Genomic DNA, 26,171 nt, shown 5'->3' with positions numbered 1-26,171 from the left:
GTGCGTGGACAGACTGTTGAGAGCATGGAGAGACAAAGAAAGGGCCGGAACGTGAGCGACACGACGTTTCGCACCGCTAAACTCCTCGGCAAGGGTTACGACCGCAACCAGGTCGACAAGTTCTTGGCGAAGGCACGTTCGGCATACGAAGGCAATGGTGGACCAGCAAATTTCGGGGCGGCACAGGTGCGCGCCCAGGGATTCAACGTGGTGCGCGGGGGATACAACTTTGTCGAAGTAGACGCGGCGATGGACCGGCTGGAATCTGCCTTTGTGGCGCGGGCGCGGGCTGACCATATTGCGGTGAACGGGCAAAAGGCATGGATGTCGTTGGTGGCGGAACAGGCCACGACCCTCTATCCGCGACTGTTGCGTCCAGTGGGGAAACGTTTTGCTCATCCCCAGGGTCGCCAGCGCGGCTACCGCATTGAGGACGTGGACGCGCTGCTGGATCGCCTGGTCGCATATTTCGATGAAAATAAGCCTCTGACCAGCAAAGAAATCCGGGACTCGGTGTTTGCGGAGGCGAAAGGAACCAGGGCATACCTGGAAGGTCCCGTTGACGCGTACCTGGCTCGCGCGGTGGAAGTGTTGCTGGCAGTCGAGTGATTTTGCCTTTCACAAGGGCGTTGGGGCGGCTTCGTCCGTCCCCTGGCGGGGTTCCGGGTCGCTATAAATGAGCGAAAACTAAACTTGCCGTTAGAATGAACTGGTGCAAGACATCGTAATTTTGGGTTCTACCGGCTCGATTGGAACTCAGGCTCTGGACATCGTTCGCGCTCATCCCGGACATTTTCGGGTGCAAGGTTTGGCTGCCTCCGGGCGGCATCTGGATGTGTTGGCGCGGCAAGCCGTCGAATTTGAAGTCCCCATGGTGGCAGTCGCGAACGGCTCCGTGGGGGAACTGGATGAGGCAATCCGGGAGGCAGAAATCCAGCTGGGCAAGCCGCGTGCCAGCCATAACCTGCTGACCGGTCCTGCTGGAGTCGAAGCGGCGGCTGGATTTGTGCCTCAGGGCATCGTGTTGAACGCTATCGCGGGAATTTCCGGTTTGCACGCGACCCTGCGGGCGTTAGATTCCGGGGCACGGTTGGCGTTGGCAAACAAAGAATCCCTGGTCATTGGCGGTTCCCTGGTGCGGGACGCTTTGCGGCGACCGGGGCAAATCGTGCCGGTTGATTCCGAACACAGCGCGATTTGGCAAGCACTCCGCTCCGGCAAGCACGAACGCGGCTTGTGCTCGCCAACCGTCACCGGCTACAGCGAAGTGGAACGGCTCATCTTGACTGCCAGTGGCGGTCCGTTCCGCGCGAAAACCCGCGCGGAACTGGAACACGTTACGGTAGAGCAAGCCCTGAACCATCCGACTTGGGACATGGGTCCGCTCGTGACCGTCAATTCAGCCACCATGTTTAACAAGGGGCTGGAAGTTATCGAGGCTTCGCTGCTGTTCGACATTGAACCGAAAGACATCGACGTCGTGGTGCATCCCGGATCGATTGTGCATTCTATGGTACAGTTCCGGGACGGCGCGACCCTGCTCCAGGCCTCCCCGCCCGATATGCGCATTCCGATTGCCTTGGGTCTGTCCGCACCCGCCCGGTTGCGTGAGGTAGCCCCCGCTTGTGACTGGAGCAGTGCCGCTACCTGGCAGTTCGAGCCCCTCAACGAATCAATTTTCCCGGCGGTCAGCTTGGCTCGATACGCTATCTCTGCTTCTGATACCCACCCCGCGGTCCTGGCTAGTGCGGATGAAATTGCCGTTAATGCTTTCTTGGACGGACGTCTGCCTTTCCTGGGCATCTATGACGTGGTGCAGCAGGTCGTGAGCGAACACCGCGGAGTGTCCGACCCGGACCTGTCCGCGTTGGAGCACATCTTGGATTGGGCCAAACAGCGAGCTGTTGCGCTCATCGAGAACCGCTAGACACGCTACGGGAACCGTCACTGCTATGGATTATTTAACTGGAATCATTGCCCTCGTGCTGGGTTTGCTGGTGTCGATTGCCCTGCACGAGCTGGGTCACCTGATTCCCGCAAAACGTTTCGACATCCTGTGTACCCAGTATTTCATAGGGTTCGGACCAAAGATATTTTCGCGCCAAATCGGTGAAACCGAAGTCGGAATGAAGTGGGTGCTGCTGGGTGGCTACGTGAAAATGGTGGGGATGTACGCGCCGGGGCATCCGGGGCGGCGCACGATAAACCGCAAAGGTGAATTGACTGCGGCGGAAGAAGCCCGTCTCGCCTCGAACGAAGAAATCCCTCCCGGTCAGGAACACCGGGCGTTTTATGCCAAGCCCATCTGGCAGCGTCTGATTGTGATGGTCAGCGGCACTTTGGTGAATTTGGCGTTGAGTTTCCTGTGCGTGCTGGTGGCGTTAAGCGCAATTGGCTATGAGCTGCCCACTCGCGAAGTCGCCACGGTTTCTCCGAATTCTCCCGCTGCCGCGGCGGGGGTGATGCCCGGAGACATTATCACGGGATGGAACGGTAAACCTGCAAAGACCTGGGACGAAGTTATCAGTCAAGTAGCGGTGAGTCAGCCGGGGAAACCTGCCACTCTCACGGTTCGGCGTGACGGCAAAACCCAGACTATCCAGGTGACTCCCAAAGCTATGGACGGGCAAAAACGTGCCGTCATCGGTGTCATTGCTGCCACCGAACGCCACTATGCCACCTGGGGAGAAGTCGCTAACTACCAGTGGGAGACCGGGAAAGGCACCGCGAAAATCCTGCTGGCTTTGCCCGTGAAACTGTGGCAGACCACTATCGGACTGTTTCAACCGAACCAGCCACGCGACCCGAACTCGCTGATGGGAATCGTCGGCATGGGGCAGGTCGCGGGTTCTATCGCTGCCAGTGATTCTGTCGGCTACGGTTTCCTGGAAAAGCTGCGGTCTTTCCTGCTGTTGTTCGGCTCGTTGAACATGACCCTGTTCATGTTCAACCTGATTCCGCTGATGCCCCTCGATGGCGGGCAAGCCGTGGGTGCGATTTATGAAGGAATCCGCAAGCGGGTGCGCCGGGCGCGGGGTCTGAATGATGGCGGTCCGGTCGATTTGGCAGCAATGCTGCCCGTGACCGCTACGGTGGTTATCGCTTTCATCGCGATGACGGTGTTGCTGATTGTTGCCGATATTTTGAAACCGGTACTGTGAACATGAAACCGGGGGACACCGTGCCGTCCGCGAACGAACCTGCTGAACTGGAAAACCAAGCTGTTGAACCGGAGAATGCGACCGCTGAAGCGGAGAACCAGCCCCTGAACCGCCGGATTTTGTCCCTCGCTGTGCCCTCCTTGGGATCGCTGCTGGCTGAACCACTCATGGTGATGGCGGATTCTGCCATGATTGGGCACGTGGGTACCACTGAGCTGGCAGGATTGACCCTCGGCTCGTCGGTCAACGTGTTTTTGGTAGGGATTTGTATTTTCTTGGTCTATACCACGACCGCGGTGGCGTCCCGTCAGCTGGGTGCAGGGAATCGCCGTGGCGCGGTCAAGACCGGGGTGGATGGTGCCTGGTTGGGGCTGCTGGTGGGAGCGGTGTTGGCAGCAGTCCTGTGGGTCGGGGCGTTGCCGATTGTTTCGTTATTTGGAGCTGCCGAGCCGGTTAATATCCAGGGAGCGGCGTATCTGCGCGCGGCGGCTCCCTCGATGCTGGGAATGATGCTGGTACTGGCAGGAACCGGCGCGATGCGCGGGATGCTGGACGCCAAGATTCCCCTGGTGATTTCCGTGAGCGGGGCTATCGCTAACGTGGCTTGCAACGCCACGTTTATCTACGGTTTCAAGCTGGGTGTCACCGGGGCAGGGATTGGCACTTCTCTCGCCGGTATCGGCATGGGGGCAGCGTTTGCGCTGAAAATTATGGTCGGAGCCCGGCGCGCCAAAGTCGCGCTGCATCCCGAGTTCCGAGCAATCTTCGCGGCTCTGACCGGGGGCGTGCCCCTGATGATTCGCACCCTCACCATACAGATTGTTGTTCTCGGCACCCTGTGGGTGGCGGCGTCTCAAGGGGAAGTTGCCATCGCGGGGCGTCAGATTGCCGCGAACACCTGGAGTTTGGGGGCGAACCTGCATGATTCTCTGGCTATCGCCGTGCAGGCACTGATTGGTTTCGAGCTGGGGCGTGCCGACCGCCGGGCAGTGCGCGACCTGATTCACCGGGTGACACTGTGGGGATTAGGTTTGGGTGTCGTGTTGGGGGTGATTATTGCGGTTCTGGCTCCGCTCTGGCCGCGGGTCTTTTCTAACGACTCCGAAGTTCTGGCTGCCGCCGCACTGGCGTTGCTAGTATCGGCGTTCTTCCAGCCGCTCGCGGGGGTAGTTTTTGTGTTCGACGGGGTCTTGATTGGTGCTAACGACACTTGGTACCTGGCTCTCGCGGGTCTGATTAACCTGGTTGTCTATATCCCGGCTCTGGTGTTGGTGTGGCGTTTCGCACCTGACGGAATCCTGGGATTGGCGTGGCTGTGGGGATGTTATTGCGGGGTGTTTTTCCTGGCAAGAATGGCAACCTTGGGTTGGCGCATCCGCCAAGACCGGTGGATGAAACTTGATTTTGCAAAACCAGGTGAAATCCGCTAATTTAGAACTTCGGTGCTTCTTGCGCATAGTGAGGGCACAATTGAACGAAATACATTCAGAAAAGCGAGTTTCGACGTGGTATATGCAATCGTTAAGGCCGGCGGTCGACAGGAGAAAGTCTCTGTCGGTGAAGAGCTGCTGGTAGAAAAGGTAGATAAGGCAGTGGGAGAGACGATTGAGCTGCCTGCGATTCTGTTGGTTGACGGCGCCAAAGTGACGTCCCAGGCTGCCGACGTGGCTAAGGTAAAGGTCAGCGCAGAAGTGTTGGGTGCTGCCAAGGGTCCCAAGATTTCCATTGTCAAGTTTAAGAACAAGACTGGTTATCGGAAGCGTCAAGGTCACCGTCAGCCGTTGACCCGCATTAAGATAACTTCCATTAAGTAAGGGGTGTAACAATGGCACATAAGAAAGGTCTCGGTTCCTCCCACAACGGTCGCGATTCGAACGCACAGCGCCTAGGCGTCAAGCGTTTCGGCGGTCAGCTGGTCAACGCTGGTGAAATTTTGGTACGCCAGCGCGGCACCCACTACCACCCCGGCTTCAACGTGGGCATCGGCAAGGACGACACACTGTTCGCCCTTAAGACCGGCGAAGTGGAGTTCGGTCGTCATCGCGATCGCCGCATCGTGAGCATTAAGGAAGTTGCCAACGCCTAAATGTTGGTAGTGACTACTGTTGTGAGGGGGCTCGTTCGAGCCCTCTTGCTGTTTAACGTAACGATGGCTCTCTGAGAGAGCCGGAGGAGGTCAGCAGCCCAAATGGTCAGCTTTGTGGACTACGTAAAAATTTTTGCCCAAGCCGGAACTGGTGGCAACGGCTGCGCGTCCATTCGTCGCGAAAAGTACAAGCCGTTGGCGGGACCGGATGGCGGGACTGGCGGTCACGGAGGATCCGTCATTTTGCGTGTCAACCCGCAAGAGACGACCCTGCTGCCTTTCCATCATCGCCCGCACGTGAAAGCAGAGAATGGTCAAGCGGGGATGGGCGATTACCGTGATGGACGTCGCGGTGAGGATTTGTTCCTGGACGTTCCCCAAGGCACGGTCGTCACCAGCGAGGATGGCGAGTTTTTGGCAGATTTAGACTCCCCGGAGGCGCAACTGGTCATCGCTCGTGGCGGAGTCGGGGGCATGGGCAACTACGGTCTGGCATCCGCGAAACGCAAGGCGCCGGGCTTTGCCCTGTTGGGGGAACCCGGTGAAGAACGCACCGTCATTTTGGAACTCAAGTCGATGGCAGACGTGGCGCTGGTGGGATACCCTTCGGCGGGAAAATCTTCCCTCATCGCTGCTATGAGCGCGGCGCGTCCCAAGATTGCGGATTATCCATTCACGACCCTGGTGCCGAACCTGGCAGTGGTGGATAATCCGGCGGCACGCTACACCGTGGCGGACGTGCCCGGATTGATTCCCGGTGCTGCCCAAGGCAAGGGACTGGGACTGGATTTCTTGCGTCACATCGAACGTTGCTGCGTGATTGCGCACGTGGTGGACTTGGCGGCGTGGGATCCGGAACGTGAACCACTGGCAGACATTAAGACTTTGGAGCGCGAACTGGCGCATTACGCCAGTTCCCTGGACCGGTATCGACCCGGCAGAGACTTCCTACCACCCCTGATGGAGCGCCAACGCGCCATTATCCTCAACAAAATTGATGTCCCGGACGGGCGAGATATGGCAGCCCTGATGGAAACGGAGCTTGCGAAACTTGGCTGGCCGGTCTTTGAGGTTTCGGCGACCACTCACGAAGGCTTGAAAGAACTCGCTTTTGGGCTGGCTGAAATGGTCCAGGAATACCGTTCCCACTTGCCAGAGAATGACCCCGAGCGCCCCGTGCTGCGTCCGCAGCCGAAATCGGCTCGCCCCGCCAAGACCTACACTATTGAGACGACCACTATTGAGGGCACGCCGGGATTCTCGGTCCGTGGCGAACAGGTGGAACGCTGGGTCAAACAAACCGACTTCACCAATGATGAAGCGGTAGGATACCTGGCTGACCGCCTGGCAAACTTGGGAGTCGAGGACGACCTGCTGAAAGCCGGAGCACAAGCGGGAGACACCGTCGTCATCGGGGACCCCGATACAGGTGTGGTCTTTGACTGGGAGCCGACTCTGCAAGCCGGGGCTGAGCTGCTGGGCGCGCGCGGCACGGACTCGCGACTCTACGAAAACACTCGCCGCACCAACCAGCAGCGTCGTATCGACTATCACGCTTGGATGGACGCCAAGAAACGTGCTCGTGAGGAATTGGACGCCGAACGTGAATCGGGTCTGTGGAATGATCCTGGGGAGGCTGACTAAGCGCAGAATGCACGTGTCAGTCCCGGTTACAGATTTCCTTGCCATTTTCAGGAACCACTCAGGTCTGGACGGGTATAATTTCATAAAGGAAGTTTTGCGCTCATTTTGGAGCACCAAATGATCAAGAAAGGCCGTCATGGAGTCTCGCACGCACAGATGCGTTTGGGCGTTGGATTCCGAGAATTCGGTCAAGTTAAACCAGCGTCGGCGTCGTATTGGGGTGATGGGTGGCACTTTTGACCCGATTCACCACGGTCACCTGGTGGCAGCTTCCGAGGTCCAGGCGGTTTTCGGTCTGGATGAGGTCATTTTTGTGCCCACTTTTAGACAGCCATTTAAGCTGGGATGCCCAGTCACGGAAGCGGAGCACCGCTACCTGATGGCAGTGATTGCGACCGCTTCTAACCCGCGATTTTCGGTGTCTCGTGTGGATATAGACCGAGCTACCACGACCTATACGATTGACACGTTGACCGACTTGAAAGCCGCTTTAGGTGACGTGGAACTATTCTTTATCACCGGGGCTGACGCCATTTCTGACATCATGCGCTGGAAAGATATCGACCAGCTTTTCGAGCTGGCGCATTTCATAGGGGTTACTCGACCGGGGCATTCCTTTAACCCGGTCAACCTTCCGGCACAGCATGTCTCTCTGGTTGAGGTTCCTGCCATGGCAATCAGCTCAACCGACTGTCGGAATCGGGTAAAATCGCACCAACCGGTGTGGTACTTAGTGCCCGACGGTGTCGTTCAATATATTGCTAAATACGGACTCTATGCTGATGATGCGCGACTGCAGTCAGATTCGGGGGAGGCGTCTTACGCTGTCCCCAAGGCGGCTTTGACGGCGGTGGCTGTCAATGATGCAGCTTCACCAGAGGAATCCGTAATGACCTTGTCGAGAGGGGGAATGTGAGCGAGGGCAAGCCAAGACCGCGCCCCGTGCCGGTGCAGTCGATTAATCTTCCAGGCTTGGGAGCCAGTGCCCCTAGGCCTGGACAAGTGCTGCCCGGTGCCGGTCCGACCGGTCCTGCTCTGCAAGTCCCCAACACTGCCCAAGCTGTGCGTGCTGTTGACAAGGACGGTGCGTTGACCGGCATGATTCCGGTCGTTGGTAAAGCCCAAGCAGTGAGTGCTGCGGGACCACGAGTCGCTGGAGTGAAGCGCCCACTCGTGCATGGCACGACTCCAGTGGTGCCGGAAAAGCCGGCGGTTCCTGTGGGAAATCGTCCTGCGGACACCCCGGTTCGTCAGTTGCCTACTCCGGGGACTCCGGTGCCCCCTTCTACCACGGGTATGATTCCCACAGTGGCACCGAACTCGACAGGTTCGGCGAAGCTGCTCAAGACAGGGGCGAACCCTCCCGTTCCGAGCAGCCCGTCCCGTCCGCCCTCGTCCGCTCCGACCAGTTCCACTCCGCACCAGCCAGGGGCTTCTGGAAGTGGTGCGACTCCGCAACGTCCGCGGACTACAGGACCTGGTGGGGTGCCATCTCCAGCAGCAGCACCAGCCACGACGCCTGGTACACGGTCGACTCCTCCGGTGCCACGCGCCGGTCAGCTGGGTTCCACACCGCGTCAGCAGCCGACTTCTCCGCAGGCAGTTCCCGCGCAGTCGGGGTTGGCTGGACAGCAGCGAGTTAACCCTGCGGTTCCGGGAATGACACCGGGCTCTGCAGCCCGTCCGCCCCTGTCGGCAGGGCAACCGAAGCAACCGGGACAGACTCACCAGCCGGGTAAGCCGGCTCAGCCAGGGCAACCCAAACAAATGCCCAGGCAGGCGCCCGGTCAAGCCAGACCGGTGCCCGGTCAAGCTGGGCATCCAGGGCGTCCTAGCCAGCCGGGTCAGCCGGGGCAAATGCCGGGTCAACCGGTGCCGACCACTCAGCCAGGTAAACCGGTGCGGCCAGGGCAGCCTGGGAAGTCAGAGCAGCCCGCCCAATCGGGTCAGCCTAATCAGGGACAGCAGAATCAGCCCAGTCAACCTAAACAACCTGTTCAGCCAGGTCAGCCTGCCCAGCTGAGGCAGCAGCCTAAACAGGCGCTCGGTCAAACTGGTCATCCAAATCAATCGCCGCAACCGAATCGGATGCCCGGTCAAGCCAAGCCGGTGCCCGGTCAAACTGGGCATCCAGGGCGTCCTAGCCAGCCGGCTCAGCCGGGGCAAATGCCGGGGCGACCGGTGCCGACCACTCTGCCAGGTAAACCGGTGCAGCCGGAGCAGCCCTCCCTGCCGGGGCAGTCGAATCAGCCCAGTCAACCTAAACAACCTGTTCAGCCAGTGCAGCCCACCCAGCCGGATCAGCCAAATCAGGGGCAGCCGAATCAACTCAGCCAACCTAAACAGCCCGGTCAGCCGAATCAATCGTCGCAACCCGGACAAGTATCCGGTCAATCCCAACCGGCACCCGGTCAAGCTGGTCAGTCGAACCAACCACGGCAACCCGGACAGATGCTGGTCCACACTTCGGCAGGTCCGTCCGGTAATCCGCGAACGGCACACCAACCGGGACAAATGCCGAACCAGCCGGGAATGTCGAACCGCCCCGGAATGCCTGGTCAGCCGGGACAACCAGGGCAAATGCCGGGACAGCCGGGTTCTCCCTATGGCATGTGGGGGCGTCCGAACCCTTACGGTCGCCCTGGGATGCCGGGAATGCCCGGTATGCCAGGAATGCCGGGTATGCCTGGGATGCCGGGAATGCCCGGTTATGGGATGCCACCCATGCCTTACGGCCGCCCCGGAATGCCTACTCGTCCTGGAATGCCTCACTTGTGGAATCCGCAAGAAACCCGCTCGGCTCGCCGTGAGAGCCTGGAACAGGCAGAGGCTCGGCAGCTTGAGGAACTTAAAGAAGCTGAAAAGAAGTTCCATGAGGCCGACGTGGAGGTTTTGCGTAAGGAACTCGGCGATGACATCACTGATGAAGAACTGGAAAACATCGACTGGGAAGAGTTCGAGTTCGAGGAATCCTTAACCGAACGTTTGATTCGCAAGTCCGGGCGTTGGGGCGAAACTTTGCTGATGCTGGGGCAAGCAGCGCGCTGGGCGTTGGTCGTGTTGGTGACCGTCCTGGTTGTCGCCATGCTCATCTTTGCTCTGGACAAGAACGCTGCGGTTACAACCGCTTCGGGAACAACGCTAGAACCGGGAGTTACGCTGAGCGCAACAGCACCAGACCCTCCCGCAGTCTCGCCGGGACAGACTTCTTTACCCGATTCCACCACTGAAATGAGGATTTTTTCTGTATGAGTGCTGACGCTAAGTCCATCGAACTCGCCATAGCAGCAGGTCAAGCCGCAAAATCAAAGAAAGCCACGGAGGTCATCGCTCTGGATGTCTCTGAGCGCTTGGTGCTGACCGACATGTTTGTGTTGGCTACGGGCAATAGCGACCGTCAGGTGCGGGCGATTGTTGATGCTGTTGACGAAGCGATGACGAAAGCTGGTTTAAAGTTGCTCCGCCGGGAGGGGCTGGAACAGGCTCATTGGGTGTTGCTCGATTACGGGCTGCTGGTGGTGCATGTCCAGCAAGAGGACGACCGGCAGTTTTATGCGCTGGAACGTTTGTGGGCGGACGCGCCCCTGATTGAGGTACCTGATTCAGAAGTGCCGGTCACGCAGAGTGACGGTCCGGCACCTTCCAGTGCCACCCCGCAGATGCCTCAACCGATCTCGCCGCTGGACCTCATTGGCGAGGATTTTTCCTAAACACGTGGGTCAGGGACTTATGCGCCGACCGAACAGGAGGACAGGGCGATGCCGAAAACTTTGGTGATGTGGCGGCATGGGCAAACCGATTACAACAAGCTGCAACGGATTCAGGGACAGATTGACATCCCTCTCAACGAGACGGGCATTGCACAGGCTCGAGAAGCCGCAGCCGGGTTGGCTCGGTTTCCCTTCACAAGGGTGGTTTCCTCACCTTTGGGTCGCGCCCTCGACACCGCTCACGCACTGGCAGATCGGCTCGGTTTGTCCATCGAGGTTGACGAACGCCTGATGGAACGGTCTTTTGGAGATTGGGAAGGGCTCAACGCTACGGAGATTAAGGCAGGCTGGCCTGACGACTTCACCTCGTGGCGTGATTTTGGCGATCCCGACCCGGAGGCTACGAAAGTAGAGCTGCGTCACGAGGTCGGGCTGCGCGTGTCCCAGGCTTACCGCGACTGGGCTGACAAAATCGCTGATGGTGAAACGATTTTGTTTGTCTCTCACGGGTCTGCCACTTCGCAGGGAATCGTGAGTTTGCTGGGGCACGACCCTGCCCAGTGGTATGGGCTGCACGGCTTGGATAACTGCCATTGGGCGGTGATTCAGTCCGAGCATCGCGAGCCGTACTGGCGGATTGATTCCTATAACGTGGGCGTGTCGGACACCGCGGTTAGGGCATAGCCGTTCGGTCGGCTAGCGCATCTAGCATTTCTTCATAATATCCCTCGTCAAACACTGGTTCGAGGGCGAGGATTTCGTCAAGCAGTTCTGAGGGAATGGCATTCGGGTCATTCTGTACCGCGGCGCTTATACCAGCCAGAGCAGTCAAAGTTCCGTCATACTTAATGGCGGTACACATGCCCGTAAACTCTTTTTCGCTGATTATCTTGTGGTCAAGCAGATGCTGGAGAACTAAACGTATTTCCTCTTCGCCTTCATCCATGTGTAGCCCTCCCATCTGTAGAAAGTAGTCACCCTTATTTTACCGCGTTGTTGAAGCGTCCCAGGTTTTGCATAGCCTTGTTTATGTGGTTCATGTGACCGTATTTAATCTCCTTGGGAAAGACATACCGCCAGGAATCCTACGAGGCACCGAAAGACAGTTAGAACCTGGTTTGAGTAAAGTGCGGGTATTTTTCCCTCAAATGTTTCATGGTGGGGAAACGCTCTGACCCGTTTATGGGATAATCAGTGAAAACGCTTCCGGGGGAGGACGCTTTTATGGAAAAGAAAAATGTGCGAACACGCCACTGGCTACTGTTGTCGACAGTTGGACTGTTGCTGGCAGCTCTCTGTTTTGCTGTTCTCGGAGTCACTCATGTGATTTCACCGGTTACCGCTATCGGAAATGTCGCCGGTTTCCTGATAACCAGCCTGATTATAGGGGTTCTCGCGGTGCGTAAATGAGTGATATTCCCAAAGTTGTATTCTTGCACGGGTTGGGTGAGACCAGTGAGGTGTGGAATCCGGTAGTCAAGCAGCTGGCGCAAACCGAGTGCGCAGCTCCCGAGGTTTTAAAGGTGAAATCTCCGATGACTGACTGGTCACTAGAGGGTATCAGCAACGAGATTGCTGATACGTTCACGGAACCTGTGCACCTGGTCGGGCTCTCACTAGGTGCAGTGATAGCTTTACAAATCGCCATCACTCACCCTGAAAAGGTCGTTTCGTTGTTTATTTCGGCTCCGCAAGCCAAGCTGCCCAAACTGTTGATGAGCCTGCAGCGCGTGCTGATGCGACTGCTGCCCCCGAAATGGGTCTGCCCACCGCAGCTGAGTAAAGCTGACCTTTTCGGGGTGCTCGATAGCTTGAAATATTTAGATCTCACTGCGCAGCTGCCAGCTTTGCGGATGCCGGTAACTGTGGTTTGCGGTAGCAGAGATAAAGCGAACCTGCCGGCGTCGCGTAAAATTGCTCGGCTTATTCCTGGGGCTCGCTTTGCAGTCGTTCCGGGAGTGGGGCATCAGTGGCATGCTACGCATCCTCAACTATTTGCCGAATATCTGCAGCGTGCCGGGACTGCTCAAGAAACAGATGGAGAGAAATAAAGTATATGGTACCGGCGGATACCAAAGTTCTAAATTAGCAGCCATTTCAGACCCCTTGGATTTTATATCATCTTCCGAACAGATGGGTCTACAGGCTGCCGACCTGATGCTTTACATATGGCAGCGAAATTTTCACGTACGTCAAGAGCCGCATCCTCGTGCACAATTCGTCCTGTTTGATGATTTCTCTTGTTCACGGGTTCGTTAGGCGTTTTCGCGAGGCAAGATCGCTATCTCTAAACCGGCGAGTACGACTTCTATGATGATTTCAAAGTATTCCTGACTCATGCGGTCTTCGTTTTTCGGGTTGGCTAGCGGAATTAAGTAGCCTTGAATGATGTCAGCCAGCGTTGTGGAGCAGGCAGCTAGGGGCTGAAGTTGGGTAATCATTTGGTCTAGGTCGTGGCGCTGTTCCTGCTTGGTTGGGCTGCGCAAGTTGCGAGCAGTAATGCTCCACAGCATCGTGTTGATGATAATTGAGTATGCGATGTGAATGTACTTGCTAAAACCAGCATCCCGTAGTTTTTCGTAAGCCACCTCCAAGATTGGTATCAACGCGTCGTTCATATGTCCATACATCAGTTTGTCGGTGACTCCGGGGAATTCAAGAAAGACGGGCCTGACATTTTTTGCTAGGGAGATGAACCAATCTTTCCATTCCAGCTGCTCGTCCGGTAGCTCGATGGTGCTAGTGATTTCGCCTATTACAGAAGCGGTAATGGCGTCACGGTTTTGGTAATGGTGGTAGATGACAGAGGGAACTACTCCCAGACGCTGTGCAAGGTCGCGAATCGACCATTTTTCTAGACCGCACTCTCGGGTCAGTTCCATTGCGGTGTACATGATCTTTTCTTGCGTCAGCCAGGCGCGTCTACCCGTGTTTACCCGTTTGTCTTTATTTCCCACGAAAACAGCATACCCTCAACCTCGACAATACTAGAACATTGTTCTAGTATTGTTTCAGCTTGATTGGTAGCTCACTTTGGAAAGGATGTTTTAATGTGCGCCACTAATGAACGAAACGAGAAAGTCGAATCAAAAATAGCGGGACTGTTTCCCTTGTTTTTGACGGTGTTACTGGCATATATGGGGCAGATGATTCTTAATCCAATTCTGGCTCCGCTATCGCGCGAGATCGGGTTGAAGGAATGGCACATTGGCGCCACCATTTCGTTAGCTGCCATAATGTTTTCTCTTACCTCCACCAGGTGGGGACGGGTCTCATTGCGATGGGGATCTCGGCGTATCTTGCTTATTGGCATGCTTGCCGGAATCCTGGCTCTAGGCGGATTCGCTATGGTGGTGTGGCTAGGATTTAAGGGTCTGCTCACCGGCATAGCGTTGATTCTGGGAGTAGTCATAACTAGGGGAGTGCTGTACGGCGGTGCCATCGCATCAGTTTCCCCAGCCGCGCAAACCTACGTTGTGACTCATACCTACAATGAGACGCAACGGGTCAAAGGTCTGGGAGTCTTGGGCGCTGCACAAGGATTCTCGTCTATTCTTGGAGCCTTATTGGGCGGCAGCCTTGCAGCTATAGGAGGTTTCATGATGCCCTTGCTGGTGATGCCTCTGGTCATGCTTTTAGGCGTTGCCGTTTTGCTGCTAACATTCAAACCCGCAGGTGGCGAAGAAAAAGTCGCTCAACCGGCAAAAGTTTCCTATTTTGATTCAAGAGTATTCGTGTTCCTGGCTTGCGGTTTCCTAATGTTTACCGCTTTTTCTACCGTGGCTACACTTTTCGGCTTTTTACTGCAGGACGTTTTGAAGCTAGCGGCCGGCGCCACAGCAGGGCTCACCGCTTTGTGCATGTCAATAATGGGTGTGGTGATGATACTGGCGCAGGCCTTGGTGGCTCCAAGGTTAAACTGGGGTGCTAAAAAACTCTTTAGAAGAGGATTAATAATCGTTCTTCTCGGGTTACTGCTCTTGGTTTATCCACTAAATCTTGGACTGTTCATCGTGGCCAGCATCTTGACAGGCTTTGGTCTAGGCCTGGCGATGCCTGGCTACAACACGGCGCCTACTTTGCAAATGAAGCCCGAAGAACAAGGTGGACTGGTCGGGTTGATTAATGCTAACAATGGTGCAGCCTATGTAGTGGCACCGATAGCCTCCACCGCACTTTACGGACTCTCTCCGTGGCTACCAATGACATGTTGCACAGTCCTGATAGCTGCGGCAATTTTGCTGAGTTTTTACCATCCCGAGTTCCGCGAATAATCTCTTTATGATTAGAAGCAAAAACCATAAAAATCCCTGCTAAAGCGGTGTTGACTTCAGCAGAACTATGATGTCTAGTCGCTACGATATTCAAACAAACTCAAACCTCTCAAAACTGAAGCGTCCTGGGTTTTGTTCCTAGGTTTTTTGTGAGGGTTGTTTTATGCCTTGGAAGTATTTGCGGGAGTTTAGGGATTGTGCTGTTGGGTTGGTGTTTGACCGGCTTCGGGATGATCCTGGTTCGAGAGCAGCGATTATTAGTGATACCGGGTTAAAGCTTGGTGTGAGTCGTGAATCATTGCGTCGCTGGGTTGTTCAAGCCGAGATAGACCGGGGAGAAAGACCTGGGGTTAGTCGGGAGGAGTCTGCCGAGATAAGGCGGTTGCGTAAAGAAAACGCGGAGCTTAAACGTACTAACGAGATTTTGAAGCTCGCATCGGCTTTTTTCGCCAAAGAACTCGACCACCCCGGGATGAAATTATTGCGTTTATTGACCAGTATCGTGATTGTTTCTCGGTCGAGCGTATTTGCCGGGTTATGAGAGAACACACGGTTGGGGGCTTCCTCACGCCACGTGGTTACCGGGCGGCAAAGACCCGAAAAGTGTGTGCTAGGCAATTGAGAGATGCCTTGTTAATCGAGGAAATCGTAAAGATTTTCGACCAGAATTACCGTGTTTATGGGATTCGTAAAATCTGGCGTGCTATGCGCCGGGCGGGGTTTGCTATCGGGCGGGAACAGACTGGCAGGTTGATGCGTCTGGCCGGGATTTGCGGGGCGAGTAGGGGACGTAGACCAGTTACTACCCGTCCTTCTAAGGTCCCTGATGCACGCCCTAATCTAGTTAATCGCCAGTTTAGAACAGATAGACCTAACAGGTTGTGGGTAGCAGATATTACCTACGTTCGTACTCTTTCTGGTTTTGTTTATACAGCGTTCGTAACCGATGTGTATTCACGCAAGATTGTGGGGTGGGCTACCAGGTCATCAATGAAAACCGAGGTACTGCCCCTGCAAGCACTCGAGCAGGCCATAGCCCTAGCAAGAGACAATCTTGCAGGCCTGGTGCATCATTGCGATCACGGTAGCCAGTACACCTCCATTGCCTATAACAACAAACTCACTGATTACGGTATAAAACCTTCTACCGAAACCGTGGGAGACTCCTACGATAACGCCCTGGCAGAGACCGTAAATGGTTTATATAAGACCGAATTTATCTATTCGCAAACCTGGGAAACCCTGTCCGAGGTCGAGTTCGCCACCATGAACTGGGTTCACTGGTGGAACAATACCCGCCTTCACGAATCCCTGAACTATACACCCCCCAGGAGGTGATAACCCGCTACAACCAAACCCATGCTAAACAACTAGCACCCGTATAAGAAGCGGAACAAAACCTGGGACGCTTCACCCCACCGAACAGGGCAGCCTTGTCGAAAGCTAAAGCGAACGCTTCACCAATCTGTTTCTTGTAAATGTCCACATAACCACCAGGGTTAGCACGGACTACCTCAGCAGAGACCACAGTCTTCGCAGCCAGCTTGTGCGGTTTCATGGTCTTAATCCCAATAGCGGTAGAAGTCGAGGGCTTCAATCCAGCCTCAGCGACCCAGCCCGCTTCCGGTTTCCCGGTAGTCACCGGAATCTCCACACCGTTAACCCCAACCGGGATTTGACGAGCCAAAGACTGCACCACGGAAGTCTTCATAGCCTCATCGAAAATCGGTTGGGCTTGGTCAGGACGCAGGAAACCTGCGAACTCGTTAGTCATTGTTGCTTTAGTTTGCTCAGCCATAGTCATCTCCTTGTCTTGTAGAGGCTGAAATTACGCGATTCCAAGCTTTGCCCTCAGCGCGTTTTCCAACACGTCAGAGTTCAAAGCAGGTGCCCCCTTCGTGGGGTTACCCAAAACCTTCGAGGACGGACCAGCAGGCTTCGCGTCAGCAAGAACTTTCTTGAACGCTTCACCCTGAGCCACGCATTCTTCCTCAGTTTCACCAGTAACCAGTTCGATAGGCATCCCATACTGAGACGCGACCTTCGCGCGAACCGCATCACGATTCGCCCGCTCGAGCTCAGCTACCTTTTCCTGAAGCTTCTCAGCGTCAGTCTTAGAGGATTCGTACTGAGCCAACTTCGCTTTCAAAGCATCGAATCCCTCATACTTCTTCGCGGTCTTCCGACGGTCCTCAGCGAGGAAAGCGTTGACTTCCTCCTGAGTGAAAGTACGCGACTCCTTCGGTACAGAATCCGCGGCCGGAACATCGGCAGATGCTGCAGCCGCCTGGGGCTGCTCAGCGTTGGTGTTTGTTTCGGGCATAGTTAGGCCTCCCTTTCGGAGTAGTTATTGGCCACCAGAAAACCCCAAACCTTTCGTGTCGCCTGGTGTAACAACACGCACCCTAGGGGGCTGGTTGGGTAGTCACGGTATGCCCCGGGATAGTGGGCATAAGAAAACCGCCCTGGCGTATAGCCAAGACGGTTGCTGATGGGTTTTGTTTGGTTAGACGCGTTCCTGCAACGCATCTAGCATTTCTTCATAATAGCCCTCTTCAAACACTGGTTCGAGGGCGAGGATTTCGTCAAGCAGTTCTGAGGGAATGCCATTTGGGTCATTCTGTACCACAGCGCTTATGCCTGCCAGTGCGCCAAGAGTCCCATCCTCATCGATGAATGAATTCATATCCTTGAACTCTTGATCAGTAATGACCTTTTGCTGGTGCATATGCTGGAGAACCAAACGTATTTCCTCTTCGCCCTCATCCATTTTAGTCCTCCATCCGATAGAAAGTCGTTACTCTTATTATACCGTGTGATTCTGAAATTCCGATGGCATAATTGATACCTGAATCTGTCACCACAAACTTACTTGTGCGTTCAACCTTTTCATAGGGCACTAGCGGAAGTAATTTACGCAATTTGTCTGCTATTACCTCTGGAGTCCATTCCTTATCGAATTCCGTGCGGTCTTTAATCCAACCGTACCCCTGAAGGTGCCCTCCACCTTTGACATTGCTGAAAAGTATATGATTCCACTCCAACGCCCGAAGTAGTGGTAAGTCTTGCGGCCAATCGTCCGGTGGTTCTTCCCAGTTCTTTGGCGGGAGCTTGAATGCCTCTCCGTCAATGACTATTCCTTTCAGCCTCGCTTGGTTCTCAACCCAAGACCGGTATGCGTCCCACTTTTCCCTTTGCAAAGTACCATCAAGTGAGGCTTTGCGGGTATTGCGTTTCTCAGTTTGCTTCGCTTGACGCTGTACAGCGCGGCGGCGTTTCATCACGTCCTCAGGGGTGTCCCCAGCATGATGATAGGGCAAGTATTCTTTCTCGTAGAGTTCCTCGAAGTCGTATCCGGGGTTCTGTCCCTCCCAATGCGCTCCGCGAATGGAATCATCAACCACCCAGCGGCCAACCACCGGCACTGGAACACAGTCGCAATCATCGTGATACCGGTTCGACGTCCAGCATGCCATAGAATTACCGCTATGGCAGATTACTTCGTCTACATAGATGAAACCGGCACCCTGGATTTCCGGGAACCGCAAACAGAAAGCGACAGCCCCTATTTCGGAATCGGCTCCGCCACCTTCAAAGACGAGCACGCTGACATCCTGTGGAATATGCTGGTATTGCGTGCCTCCCTGGAAGACCAAGGTATATCACTGCCCCGTGGTTTCCACGCAAAAAACGACTCCATGAACACACGCGCCCAGGTATTCGCGTTACTAAGCCAACAACCCCCAGTCTTCCACGCGACATTCCTGTACAAATCCAGGGCGTATAGTTACGTGCAGCAGGCCGGGAAAATGCGGCTATACAAACTAGCATTGTATGAACACGTCCGCGGGTTGTGCCAAACAGCTTTCGACAAAAACGACCACCTGTACCTGGTGCTCGCGACCTTCGGCACGAAATCCGAGAAAACCGCAGCCGAGACGGCTCTGCTGGATATTTCTAACCAGATGCCCCAAGAAATAACACCTTGCTACTGGGACTCCGCATCATCCTCGGGATTACAGATTGCGGACTATATGCTTTGGGGATTGCAACGCCGCATGTCCAAGAGAAACTTGCAGGATTTTGAGGTGTGTGCCCGGATTCCGTCCGACTGTGTTCGGCACCCGTGGGGAGTGTAAAAAAGATTGTTGCCAGCTATCCACATAGTGGAAAAGAATCCCTGACCCTCTTCTCGCTGGCATCCCGATTGTTTCATAATTTTCTGCCTGTCGTCAAGCCTTAATTACGAAACCGCTAAGACCTAGCACTTGTCTGATACCGAGCCTACCCCGCTATTCTCCGACCGGCGCAACGACGGCTACCACGGCAACGACACCCTGCCCCGCATGGCATAGCATCCCTGCAATTTGTCCTTTACCCAGATTCCCGCGCAGGTTCAAGACGCACTGACCCTGTTCCCCGAAGTGGAGGAAAACCCGCAAACCACCGCAGTAAACGTGATTCCAGACCCGGCGTTTACCTCGGTTTCCGCCCCAGCAATCGAACTGCAGCGCAAAGCTTCAAAAACGCGAGCCAAAGCCACCAACGTGGCGTAAGAAGCGTCATCCGACCTTTACGCCCTTGGGCTGTCCTATCGAGACATCGGCACCCTGCTAGGTGTCAGCTTTCAGCACGCCCAAAAACTCACGACTGTAAAATGCAAAAGTCGCGAAAACCAAAGGTTTCCGCGACTTCGTAATGTGGAGCATAGGGGATTCGAACCCCTGACCTCTTCCATGCCATGGAAGCGCGCTACCAACTGCGCCAATGCCCCGAAGTGCCTAAACAGTATATATAACCTGGGCTAGGACAGCAAATTAACAGTGTAACTGGGTTATATTTAGCGCGAAAGTCGGGCAATGTCGCAAGCGTGTAGGCTTGCGGTGCATTATGACGATTAAAGACGGCGGGGCACCGTATATACGGTGCCCCGCCGAGGTTCGTTTTAATCCCGAACCCGTCTTCTGTTAATCCTGACCATCAAGCCACCGGTTACGGTGAACAAAATCGCCGCATAGAGATAGAGCAGCGAGTTCGCTCCAGTCGCCGCAAGCTTAGCCGGATTCGACTTGTGCTGCTGGTCGGGACTGATGGGCGCAGACGGCGGTAGAGAGGGGGTAAGGCTCTTACCGGGGAGCGCAGGTGTAGCCGGTTTCCCGAAATTTTCAGGTGAACGCGGCGGTGCCGGCGTTTCCGGCTGGCTCGGTTCACTCGGCTGGCTCGGCTTTGGGGTAGCCGGAGTGCTTGGCGTGCTGGGCGCCGGTGAAACCGGAGTCGAGGGTGTCCCTCCCGGAGTCGGCGTAGCCGGGCTAGGCGCGGGCGTGGTCGGACCAGGCGTCGGCGGAGTAGTCGGCGTAGTCGGATTGGGTGTCGGCACAGGCGTGGTCGGGTTAGGCGTCGGCGCGGGCGTGGTCGGGTTAGGCGTCGGCGCGGGTGGTGTGGTTGGACCCGGAGTCGGCGCAGGCGGAGTCGGCGCCGGAGCCGAGAATTGCGCAGTAAAGACATGAGAGCTGTCATCAAGCGTGATGACCGGAGAAAGCGGGTCTTTGTCCCAGTTTACAAAATTCCTGCCCGCATCCGGGGTGATATAGTATTTGTCGGCATTGCGAGTACCGCCTCCCAATTCCTGCGGAACAGGAAGCTGGCTTGATTTAGTACCCTTGAGGACATCGTAATGCAGTTCCGTGATGGGGTGCCCTGCGGCATCCGAGCCAAAGGAGCCGCCCTCACTGGCCTTAAACGTGACCCGCACATATCCGGGAGGAGTCACGCCTCCCTGGGGTACCTCGATGATTCGGACATCCCGGTAAAAGAAAGTGATTTCATCAGAGCCGGTGCCGTTGATACCTAGGAATTTATTGGTACTTTCCTCTACATCGTAAAAGAGCTGCTGTTGCGGCGCTGAGGTGAGCTTCCACCCTTTGATCGGCTTGTAGTTTCGCGCATCATAGTGGCGTGCTTGGCTAGAGACCTGTTCCTGGTCGATGAGGCGGTATTTGTTAATAATGGCTTGTTTCTGAGCCTCCGTGGTGGCTGTCCGCAATTCCGCCTGGGCTCTTTCGTCCACATAGTTAACTTTGTAGTTACGGGTCCGGAAAGGAACATAGAAAAAGTGAAATTCGTTGTTCTTATATTCGGGATTAGGTACGGGATGACCATTTTCGATAATCTGTTTTGGCTGCACCCTAAACGTTTGGAAACCTGTGTTTTCGAAGCCTAAACGGTCGTTGTATTCGGTGTAGAGTGCCTTAAGTTGCTGGTCTTTGGTCTTCAGCAGTTCGTCATGTTGGGCAAGGAGCCATTTCTCGTTTTGTTGAGTAGCGAGTGCCATCGTATATTGTCCGGCACGTTCCTGCTCTAAAACGATGATTTTAGGATTATCTGGAACACTCGGGTCGGTGCGGTATTGGCTATCTAAGAAGTGGTGATACACCTTAACCTTTTCAAAGTCGTTCTTTACCCAAATCGCCCTGAGGTAAAGGGAATCCACCACTTCATTTCCGAAAGAATACAGCTCAGGGACGATATACCTCTGACGATAGGAATTATCAATCTCATCGGTGTATCTGCCGTGAGCATCTTTCTTGTAGTGCAATACTTCCCATCCTAGGAAAGAATAGTCGTCCCGCGTGGGCTTGGTAGGCTCTACCAGTTTCTGGCGATGCAGCACGGTGAATACCTGCTTGTCATCTGGGGTAGCTCCCGATGCGGCAGCAGTTTTCTGGGGATAGGTGACCTTACCCACATGGGTGCCAGTCATCTCCCGGATGGTTTTTTGCTCTGTCGCGAGCTGTGCGGCGTCAACGGGTGGCAAAGTGCCGCCTGCCGGGTCAAAAGTGACTTTCCACTTATAGTCAGGTTCCTCCCACTTGGCGTAGAGGACCAGGTTGTGAGCAGGCATGGTTTCTTTGCTGTCCGAAACCATTTTCCGTCCGGCAGGGTCCAGGGACCAGCCTTTGAATACCATATTGGGCGCGAGTCCGGCGGGTCGTTTAACTTGATAGTCTCCGTGGCTATCCCGTTCTAAAAGATCCGTTAGACCCATGTCTAACAAAGTATCAACGTTATCCAGATTCAAATCCTGTAAAGGTTTTTGATAAAAGATATCTTTCTGATTGCTTGCATTATATTCGCTGTCAGCTTTGATGGTGGCGGGGTCATTATTGAAACGCAATTTATACTGATTGCGTTTGTAGTAAAAACGAATATAGCCATTTTCTTCAAATTCGTCACCCTCTAGTGGGTCGCCAAACTCATCGGCGTTACTAAAGAATGCTTTTATAAAGTGCATTTTACCCTTGTTGTCGGTATTACCAAAAATGTCTGTTATTTCTTCTTTGGGGTATGGCGTTATCTCGCCCCGCGCCTCGTTCAGCTCATCAAAATCGTTTTCCGTCAGTGGTCTCGAATCCTCCGACGCGATGCCCGTCCCGGGGTTTATATCGTAAGGGGTAAAGCCTTGGACTACCGGAGCCTTATGACTATAGCTGGAACTGTTTGTATCGGCTTTAGATCTATAAAGGTCGTAGTCAATAATTTTATTATATTTTTCTTTCGGATCCATGCCAGGTTGCCAGTCTGGATTTATGTCAAAGCCATCCATCCAAAAGTCCATGTGGTGAGGTGTCGACGGGTTACCGTTATCACCTGCTTGCACGATACCAAAAGAGAGCGTGGTGAAAGTTTGTGGATTTGCCGCCAGATTAACCGGGATGGTGGTACCGTCGCCGGCATCAATTTGGCTGGTGTAGCCGGAGTATTTAGTGTATTCCTCCATGTCTAAGAAGTCATCAGCTGATAGCCGGTAAGGAGGCGTGTCGCGGTATATCCAATTCGGTTCTAAGAAGTTCGGCCCCCACCCGAAGCTTTGCTTACCCTCATCGAACCCCTTGGTTTGGAGGGCATCGTTCGGCCAATCTAACATGCGCTGGTTAAATCTGGCTTTGAAGTGGTAGGGGTGTCCTGGCCCACCTACTTGTTCTGGTTCACCTGATTGTTTATTATACCGCCATATTGTAGGAAAGAAAGAATCCATACTACTGACGTTAGATTTCGTAAAGTACACTTCATAGACCTGTCGGTCGAAATAGATGTTATAGACGGTCTTGCCGGTAGCGGAAACAGGCTTTACCTCACTGGGAGTATCTGGATCAGCATTTTCGCTATCAGTTAAAGTTTTATTGTATTTATAGAATTTATTGAAATACAGGAACCGACCAGACAGGAACTTATCTCCGTTCCAGATTTTAACTAAACGTTTTTTATCCAAATCGGGGAATTCCACTCCCTTGATGGGCTCTTCCTCCAGATTCGGACGGTAACCTGTGGCCTTGTTCCGGTACACGTGAGTGCCCACGAATTCATACTTTTGTAAGAGCGGAGCGTTATCAGCATGATCAGCTTTTTCCGTCCAAAATTGAATCGCATAATCTGCCGTAGGATCCTCCTCCCAAACTGCCGTGAACTTTATATGGTGAGCCGGCATGATTAGTTTGGCGTTTAGATCTTTGAGAGGGGTACCGGCGCTGTCTTTAATGATTTCATTAGACCTAAATGTAGTTTCTGTCCCATTCAAAGTGCCGTGCAAATCGACAGATGGCTTCCAGCCTAAGAACTTAGCTCCAATTCTGGTGGGGATATCAGTGCTCTTGATGGCAGGAATTTCTTGTCCGTAATACAGGGTGCGAGTGGGCACCGCCGTCCCATCCTGGGTGTCAAATGTGACCGCATAGTAGGCGCGGTTGTAACGCATTTCCACGTTGCGACCACGTTGCGTGATTAAAACCCTCATCTCTTTATTTTCGGGTACAAAACCAGCTATTTCAGCAGCTGGTAAGGGCTTGATGAGAGGCTTGTCACCAACTTGTCCGGTTTGCGTAGTGATAATGTCGGTGTTAGTTCCCGGCTTTCTACTGTATTCATTAATTTTTCGTAATTCCTGAAACACGTGCTTTATCGTGATGGTTCCAGGCAGACCTTTGTATATATACTCTTTTTTCGCCTGGTGTACTTTTCCATATTCGGTGTCACCAGTGGTGCTCCCAGCTTGGGCTGCATCTACGACTCGTTGGTAGTCGATGTGGTAGTTATTGATTGGATCATTAGCATTATCCGTAGGCTTGTTATAGCCAGCAAACTGTGGCAGCTTAATGGTCTTGTCGACTTTGTTCTGTTCCTCTGAGGTAGCGGCTGCTCCCACGGTGGCTACGTAGGGTTGGTAGTTGATGATATTATGTCCATCTTTTGTAATTTCATAGTCGCTACGTAGGGTGTAAATATCTGGCTGCGCGGGGTTCTTGATGACATCCGCAGCAGTTTCGCTGCCTGAAAGCTTTACCGGTTCGGCGCTCAGAGAGTCTGCATAGGTGCTGTGTTCGGCGGCGCTAGCTTCCCCCGGCGAAGATAAAATCATCGCCCCTGGAAGTACCAGTCCCAGCGCAATTATCCCTGCAACAGCTTGCTTAAAGTGAACATTCATGGAATTATCCCCTCCCCGGTGATCACGACACATTCAAAGATGGAATGTTTTACAACGTGACCTCGGAGCTTATTTTCAAAAATTAAACATTTTTCATTATATGAAATCACAGTTTGAAAAACTAGTTCACGGCTTAACCTGATTTCTATCCATGACACGAGCCCATAGGCGGCTACAGCTACGCGTCACTCCCCCGAATCCGCGCGCGCTTGGTGTCGTTGAGTGGCGCTAAATTCAAGCCGCGTCCGGGAAAGTCACTTCGATGCGCGTGCCCTGACCCGGAGTCGAGTTCACCGTAATCTCTGCCGAATGCAGGCTAGCGGCGTGCTTGACGATAGATAGCCCCAAACCGGTACCCCCGGTCTGTCGCGAATGCGACTTATCCACCCGATAAAACCGCTCAAACACGCGCTCCTGATCCTCGAGAGGAATCCCGATACCCGTGTCGGTCACGACCAGCTGGGGCCTGCCCAGGTGCGTCCCTGCCCAAACGTTCACCTCACCGCCCTCGCGATTGTACTTAATCGCGTTGTCCACCAGGTTGTACACCATCTCACCCAGGAGCGGCTCCACCCCGATGAGCGTCGTGCGTGAGCCGGACAAGGTCAGCTTCACATCGAAGGCCGCGGCGCGAGCCTGCAGCCGCTCCACCACCGTACGGCACAAACCAAACAAATCGACCTCCCCCGCTTCTGCCGGCAGACCACCCTCGTCCAGCCGGGACAGCTCCATAATGTCGCCAATCAGGTCTAACAGTCGGGAGGACTCCTGGTGAATGCGCTCGGCAAAACCTGGAATATCCTCGTCTCTCACCAAACCATTACGAATAATCTCGGCATATCCAGAGATAGAGGTCAGCGGGGTTTTCAACTCGTGAGACACGTTAGCGGAAAACTCGCGGCGGGAACGCGCGGCGGCTTCCTTATCCCGATTCTGATGTTCCAGACGTTGCAGCAGCGGCAAAAACTCGGGGTAAATCGGGACCGTTCCGTGGTCCTTACCGTAGGCTTGGAGCGCATCGGAGGGCAGGGGAGGCTCCGCAGACTCAGGCTGATTCGGATCCTCGTCCGCGGGCGTGTCGGTGCAGGCTCCCGAACCGAAAATCCCTCCGCCACCGAAAACGCTGGAGTTCCCGAACACCCCGTTTTTGCTGACCTTGGGCAGCCGGTCGCGGTCATAAGGGGTGCCCGAGAGCGGGTGGTTCAGGTCAATCTGTTCCAGCGGCGCGACAATCAGGCGGGCCTGACGTCGCGCAATGAGGAAAGACAGCCCGAATACACCAAGGGCGATGCCGCCCAAAATCGGCAGCCCAGACAGGACCGTGGCATAAAACGTGCGGACAGGACGCGCCACGCGAACGATTTTGCCCGACGGAATAGCCCGCGCGTAATAGCACATATCCTCGCCGAGAGTATCAGAATCACGTACCTCGATATCGGAACCCAACCCGGCAGCCTGGCGTCTCAAAGCCGAGACGATCTCGGGTCGGTTCGCGTGGTTAGACATCTGAGCGGCAGGGACTTCGGAATCATAGAGAACTTCACCATCACTGGCCACCAACGTCAAGCGAACCCCCGGGGTCTGCCGGTGAAAGTCGGTCAGCATCCGGGTCTGCATACCGTCGGGATGATGCTCCAGGCTCAGCGCCAACAGGTTGCCCTCTTCGGTCAGGGCGTTCAAAATGTTGGCACGATTGACCTGGTAAAAGAACAAAACGGAACCGGCATAAGCAAGCACCAGAGCTAGGGCAGAAATACCTGAGATAGCCCCCAAAATCTTGCGTCGCATATAATCTCCCTTGATTCGATGGCGGTTACG

General features: G+C 54.6%; 24 protein-coding genes, 1 tRNA gene and 1 pseudogene. 17 read left to right on the top strand and 9 right to left on the bottom strand.

Annotated elements, in window-relative coordinates:
• Positions 1-24: 24 nt before the first annotated feature.
• The 11 genes from HMPREF0574_RS02575 (at position 25) to HMPREF0574_RS02525 (ending at position 11,285) form a co-directional block, all read left to right on the top strand.
• The gene (locus tag HMPREF0574_RS02575) at positions 25-609 is read left to right on the top strand and encodes a DivIVA domain-containing protein (RefSeq protein ID WP_004007122.1); all 585 of its coding nucleotides are present in this window, start codon (positions 25-27) and stop codon (positions 607-609) included.
• 103 nt (positions 610-712) lie between these two features.
• The gene (gene dxr, locus HMPREF0574_RS02570) at positions 713-1,927 is read left to right on the top strand and encodes a 1-deoxy-D-xylulose-5-phosphate reductoisomerase (protein ID WP_004007121.1); all 1,215 of its coding nucleotides are present in this window, start codon (positions 713-715) and stop codon (positions 1,925-1,927) included.
• Positions 1,928-1,952: 25 nt separating this feature from the next.
• A complete protein-coding gene (locus HMPREF0574_RS02565; RefSeq protein WP_004007120.1) occupies positions 1,953-3,161 on the top strand; it encodes a M50 family metallopeptidase in 1,209 nt (402 codons plus the stop codon).
• A gap of 2 nt (positions 3,162-3,163) precedes the next feature.
• The gene (locus HMPREF0574_RS02560) at positions 3,164-4,591 is read left to right on the top strand and encodes an MATE family efflux transporter (RefSeq protein WP_004007119.1); all 1,428 of its coding nucleotides are present in this window, start codon (positions 3,164-3,166) and stop codon (positions 4,589-4,591) included.
• A gap of 75 nt (positions 4,592-4,666) precedes the next feature.
• Positions 4,667-4,975, top strand: coding sequence for a 50S ribosomal protein L21 (gene rplU / locus HMPREF0574_RS02555; protein ID WP_004009268.1), 309 nt, complete (start codon positions 4,667-4,669; stop codon positions 4,973-4,975).
• Between the two features lie 11 nt (positions 4,976-4,986).
• Positions 4,987-5,247, top strand: coding sequence for a 50S ribosomal protein L27 (gene rpmA / locus HMPREF0574_RS02550; protein WP_004007117.1), 261 nt, complete (start codon positions 4,987-4,989; stop codon positions 5,245-5,247).
• 102 nt (positions 5,248-5,349) lie between these two features.
• The gene (gene obgE / locus HMPREF0574_RS02545) at positions 5,350-6,891 is read left to right on the top strand and encodes a GTPase ObgE (protein ID WP_004007116.1); all 1,542 of its coding nucleotides are present in this window, start codon (positions 5,350-5,352) and stop codon (positions 6,889-6,891) included.
• Positions 6,892-7,060: 169 nt separating this feature from the next.
• Positions 7,061-7,807: a nicotinate-nucleotide adenylyltransferase gene (gene nadD, locus HMPREF0574_RS02540; protein ID WP_004007115.1), complete on the top strand. Its 747-nt coding sequence runs from the start codon at positions 7,061-7,063 to the stop codon at positions 7,805-7,807.
• Positions 7,804-10,143 carry a hypothetical protein gene (locus HMPREF0574_RS09795; RefSeq protein WP_236585846.1) on the top strand — a complete coding sequence of 780 codons (2,340 nt, stop codon included), beginning with the start codon at positions 7,804-7,806 and terminating at the stop codon, positions 10,141-10,143. Before nadD ends, HMPREF0574_RS09795 begins: the two co-directional genes overlap by 4 nt.
• Positions 10,140-10,601 (top strand): ribosome silencing factor, encoded by a 462-nt coding sequence (gene rsfS, locus HMPREF0574_RS02530; protein WP_004007112.1) that lies wholly within the window; start codon positions 10,140-10,142, stop codon positions 10,599-10,601. Before HMPREF0574_RS09795 ends, rsfS begins: the two co-directional genes overlap by 4 nt.
• Before the next feature lie 48 nt (positions 10,602-10,649).
• On the top strand, positions 10,650-11,285 hold the full coding sequence (locus HMPREF0574_RS02525) for a histidine phosphatase family protein (RefSeq protein WP_004007111.1): 636 nt from the start codon (positions 10,650-10,652) through the stop codon (positions 11,283-11,285).
• On the opposite strand, the gene HMPREF0574_RS02520 is transcribed toward HMPREF0574_RS02525, so the two are convergent.
• The gene (locus HMPREF0574_RS02520) at positions 11,275-11,547 is read right to left on the bottom strand and encodes a hypothetical protein (protein ID WP_169761320.1); all 273 of its coding nucleotides are present in this window, start codon (positions 11,545-11,547) and stop codon (positions 11,275-11,277) included. The two genes, HMPREF0574_RS02525 and HMPREF0574_RS02520, sit on opposite strands and share 11 nt — an antisense overlap.
• Before the next feature lie 278 nt (positions 11,548-11,825).
• Here HMPREF0574_RS02520 and HMPREF0574_RS02515 point away from each other — a divergent pair, with 278 nt between their 5' ends.
• Both HMPREF0574_RS02515 and HMPREF0574_RS02510 read left to right on the top strand, forming a co-directional pair.
• The gene (locus HMPREF0574_RS02515) at positions 11,826-12,011 is read left to right on the top strand and encodes a sodium:proton antiporter (protein WP_169760271.1); all 186 of its coding nucleotides are present in this window, start codon (positions 11,826-11,828) and stop codon (positions 12,009-12,011) included.
• Positions 12,008-12,652, top strand: coding sequence for an alpha/beta fold hydrolase (locus HMPREF0574_RS02510; protein WP_004007108.1), 645 nt, complete (start codon positions 12,008-12,010; stop codon positions 12,650-12,652). The genes HMPREF0574_RS02515 and HMPREF0574_RS02510 overlap by 4 nt, the downstream gene beginning before the upstream one ends.
• A gap of 204 nt (positions 12,653-12,856) precedes the next feature.
• Here the strand turns inward: HMPREF0574_RS02510 and HMPREF0574_RS02505 are convergent, their stop codons facing one another.
• Positions 12,857-13,558: a TetR/AcrR family transcriptional regulator gene (locus HMPREF0574_RS02505; RefSeq protein ID WP_004007107.1), complete on the bottom strand. Its 702-nt coding sequence runs from the start codon at positions 13,556-13,558 to the stop codon at positions 12,857-12,859.
• A 93-nt stretch (positions 13,559-13,651) separates the two neighbouring features.
• Here HMPREF0574_RS02505 and HMPREF0574_RS02500 point away from each other — a divergent pair, with 93 nt between their 5' ends.
• A complete protein-coding gene (locus HMPREF0574_RS02500) occupies positions 13,652-14,875 on the top strand; it encodes an MFS transporter (RefSeq protein ID WP_004007106.1) in 1,224 nt (407 codons plus the stop codon).
• 163 nt (positions 14,876-15,038) lie between these two features.
• Positions 15,039-16,260, top strand: a pseudogene (locus HMPREF0574_RS02490) (IS3 family transposase).
• On the opposite strand, the gene HMPREF0574_RS02485 reads toward HMPREF0574_RS02490, so the two are convergent.
• From HMPREF0574_RS02485 to HMPREF0574_RS02470, 4 genes are all read right to left on the bottom strand, one after another.
• A complete protein-coding gene (locus tag HMPREF0574_RS02485) occupies positions 16,221-16,673 on the bottom strand; it encodes a phage major capsid protein (RefSeq protein WP_236585847.1) in 453 nt (150 codons plus the stop codon). The pseudogene HMPREF0574_RS02490 and the gene HMPREF0574_RS02485 sit on opposite strands and share 40 nt — an antisense overlap.
• 30 nt (positions 16,674-16,703) lie before the next feature.
• On the bottom strand, positions 16,704-17,198 hold the full coding sequence (locus tag HMPREF0574_RS02480; RefSeq protein WP_004007102.1) for a hypothetical protein: 495 nt from the start codon (positions 17,196-17,198) through the stop codon (positions 16,704-16,706).
• Between the two features lie 183 nt (positions 17,199-17,381).
• Complete coding sequence (locus HMPREF0574_RS02475) at positions 17,382-17,645, bottom strand: hypothetical protein (protein WP_004007101.1); 264 nt, start codon at positions 17,643-17,645, stop codon at positions 17,382-17,384.
• 1 nt (position 17,646) lies between these two features.
• Positions 17,647-18,351, bottom strand: coding sequence for a hypothetical protein (locus tag HMPREF0574_RS02470; protein WP_236585848.1), 705 nt, complete (start codon positions 18,349-18,351; stop codon positions 17,647-17,649).
• 12 nt (positions 18,352-18,363) lie between these two features.
• Here HMPREF0574_RS02470 and HMPREF0574_RS02465 point away from each other — a divergent pair, with 12 nt between their 5' ends.
• Positions 18,364-19,014: a DUF3800 domain-containing protein gene (locus tag HMPREF0574_RS02465; protein ID WP_004007099.1), complete on the top strand. Its 651-nt coding sequence runs from the start codon at positions 18,364-18,366 to the stop codon at positions 19,012-19,014.
• 228 nt (positions 19,015-19,242) lie between these two features.
• Positions 19,243-19,431, top strand: coding sequence for a 50S ribosomal protein L11 methyltransferase (locus HMPREF0574_RS02460; protein ID WP_004007098.1), 189 nt, complete (start codon positions 19,243-19,245; stop codon positions 19,429-19,431).
• A gap of 145 nt (positions 19,432-19,576) precedes the next feature.
• Here the strand turns inward: HMPREF0574_RS02460 and HMPREF0574_RS02455 are convergent.
• The 3 genes from HMPREF0574_RS02455 to HMPREF0574_RS02445 form a co-directional block, all read right to left on the bottom strand.
• Positions 19,577-19,649, bottom strand: a tRNA-Ala gene (locus tag HMPREF0574_RS02455).
• 171 nt (positions 19,650-19,820) lie between these two features.
• Positions 19,821-24,353, bottom strand: a complete 4,533-nt coding sequence (locus tag HMPREF0574_RS02450; protein ID WP_004007097.1) for an InlB B-repeat-containing protein — start codon at positions 24,351-24,353, stop codon at positions 19,821-19,823.
• 234 nt (positions 24,354-24,587) lie between these two features.
• Entirely contained in the window at positions 24,588-26,141 is a 1,554-nt protein-coding gene (locus HMPREF0574_RS02445; RefSeq protein ID WP_004007096.1) for a sensor histidine kinase, read from the bottom strand.
• Positions 26,142-26,171: the final 30 nt, after the last annotated feature.

The sequence above is a fragment of the Mobiluncus curtisii subsp. curtisii ATCC 35241 genome (assembly GCF_000146285.1).
GTDB lineage: Bacteria > Actinomycetota > Actinomycetes > Actinomycetales > Actinomycetaceae > Mobiluncus > Mobiluncus curtisii.
The sequence above is the reverse complement of the archived record's forward strand: the minus strand, read 5'-3'. Positions and strand labels throughout refer to the sequence as shown.

Bases quoted from the DNA above. Each gene is read 5' to 3' on its own strand.
- HMPREF0574_RS02575 (WP_004007122.1), top strand. From the start codon at position 25: ATGGAGAGACAAAGAAAGGGCCGGAACGTGAGCGACACGACGTTTCGC.
- HMPREF0574_RS02565 (WP_004007120.1), top strand. From the start codon at position 1,953: ATGGATTATTTAACTGGAATCATTGCCCTCGTGCTGGGTTTGCTGGTG.
- HMPREF0574_RS02560 (WP_004007119.1), top strand. From the start codon at position 3,164: ATGAAACCGGGGGACACCGTGCCGTCCGCGAACGAACCTGCTGAACTG.
- rpmA (WP_004007117.1), top strand. From the start codon at position 4,987: ATGGCACATAAGAAAGGTCTCGGTTCCTCCCACAACGGTCGCGATTCG.
- obgE (WP_004007116.1), top strand. From the start codon at position 5,350: ATGGTCAGCTTTGTGGACTACGTAAAAATTTTTGCCCAAGCCGGAACT.
- rsfS (WP_004007112.1), top strand. From the start codon at position 10,140: ATGAGTGCTGACGCTAAGTCCATCGAACTCGCCATAGCAGCAGGTCAA.
- HMPREF0574_RS02525 (WP_004007111.1), top strand. From the start codon at position 10,650: ATGCCGAAAACTTTGGTGATGTGGCGGCATGGGCAAACCGATTACAAC.
- HMPREF0574_RS02520 (WP_169761320.1), bottom strand. From the start codon at position 11,547: ATGGATGAAGGCGAAGAGGAAATACGTTTAGTTCTCCAGCATCTGCTT.
- HMPREF0574_RS02515 (WP_169760271.1), top strand. From the start codon at position 11,826: ATGGAAAAGAAAAATGTGCGAACACGCCACTGGCTACTGTTGTCGACA.
- HMPREF0574_RS02510 (WP_004007108.1), top strand. From the start codon at position 12,008: ATGAGTGATATTCCCAAAGTTGTATTCTTGCACGGGTTGGGTGAGACC.
- HMPREF0574_RS02500 (WP_004007106.1), top strand. From the start codon at position 13,652: ATGTGCGCCACTAATGAACGAAACGAGAAAGTCGAATCAAAAATAGCG.
- HMPREF0574_RS02485 (WP_236585847.1), bottom strand. From the start codon at position 16,673: ATGGCTGAGCAAACTAAAGCAACAATGACTAACGAGTTCGCAGGTTTC.
- HMPREF0574_RS02480 (WP_004007102.1), bottom strand. From the start codon at position 17,198: ATGCCCGAAACAAACACCAACGCTGAGCAGCCCCAGGCGGCTGCAGCA.
- HMPREF0574_RS02475 (WP_004007101.1), bottom strand. From the start codon at position 17,645: ATGGATGAGGGCGAAGAGGAAATACGTTTGGTTCTCCAGCATATGCAC.
- HMPREF0574_RS02470 (WP_236585848.1), bottom strand. From the start codon at position 18,351: ATGGCATGCTGGACGTCGAACCGGTATCACGATGATTGCGACTGTGTT.
- HMPREF0574_RS02465 (WP_004007099.1), top strand. From the start codon at position 18,364: ATGGCAGATTACTTCGTCTACATAGATGAAACCGGCACCCTGGATTTC.
- HMPREF0574_RS02450 (WP_004007097.1), bottom strand. From the start codon at position 24,353: ATGAATGTTCACTTTAAGCAAGCTGTTGCAGGGATAATTGCGCTGGGA.
- HMPREF0574_RS02445 (WP_004007096.1), bottom strand. From the start codon at position 26,141: ATGCGACGCAAGATTTTGGGGGCTATCTCAGGTATTTCTGCCCTAGCT.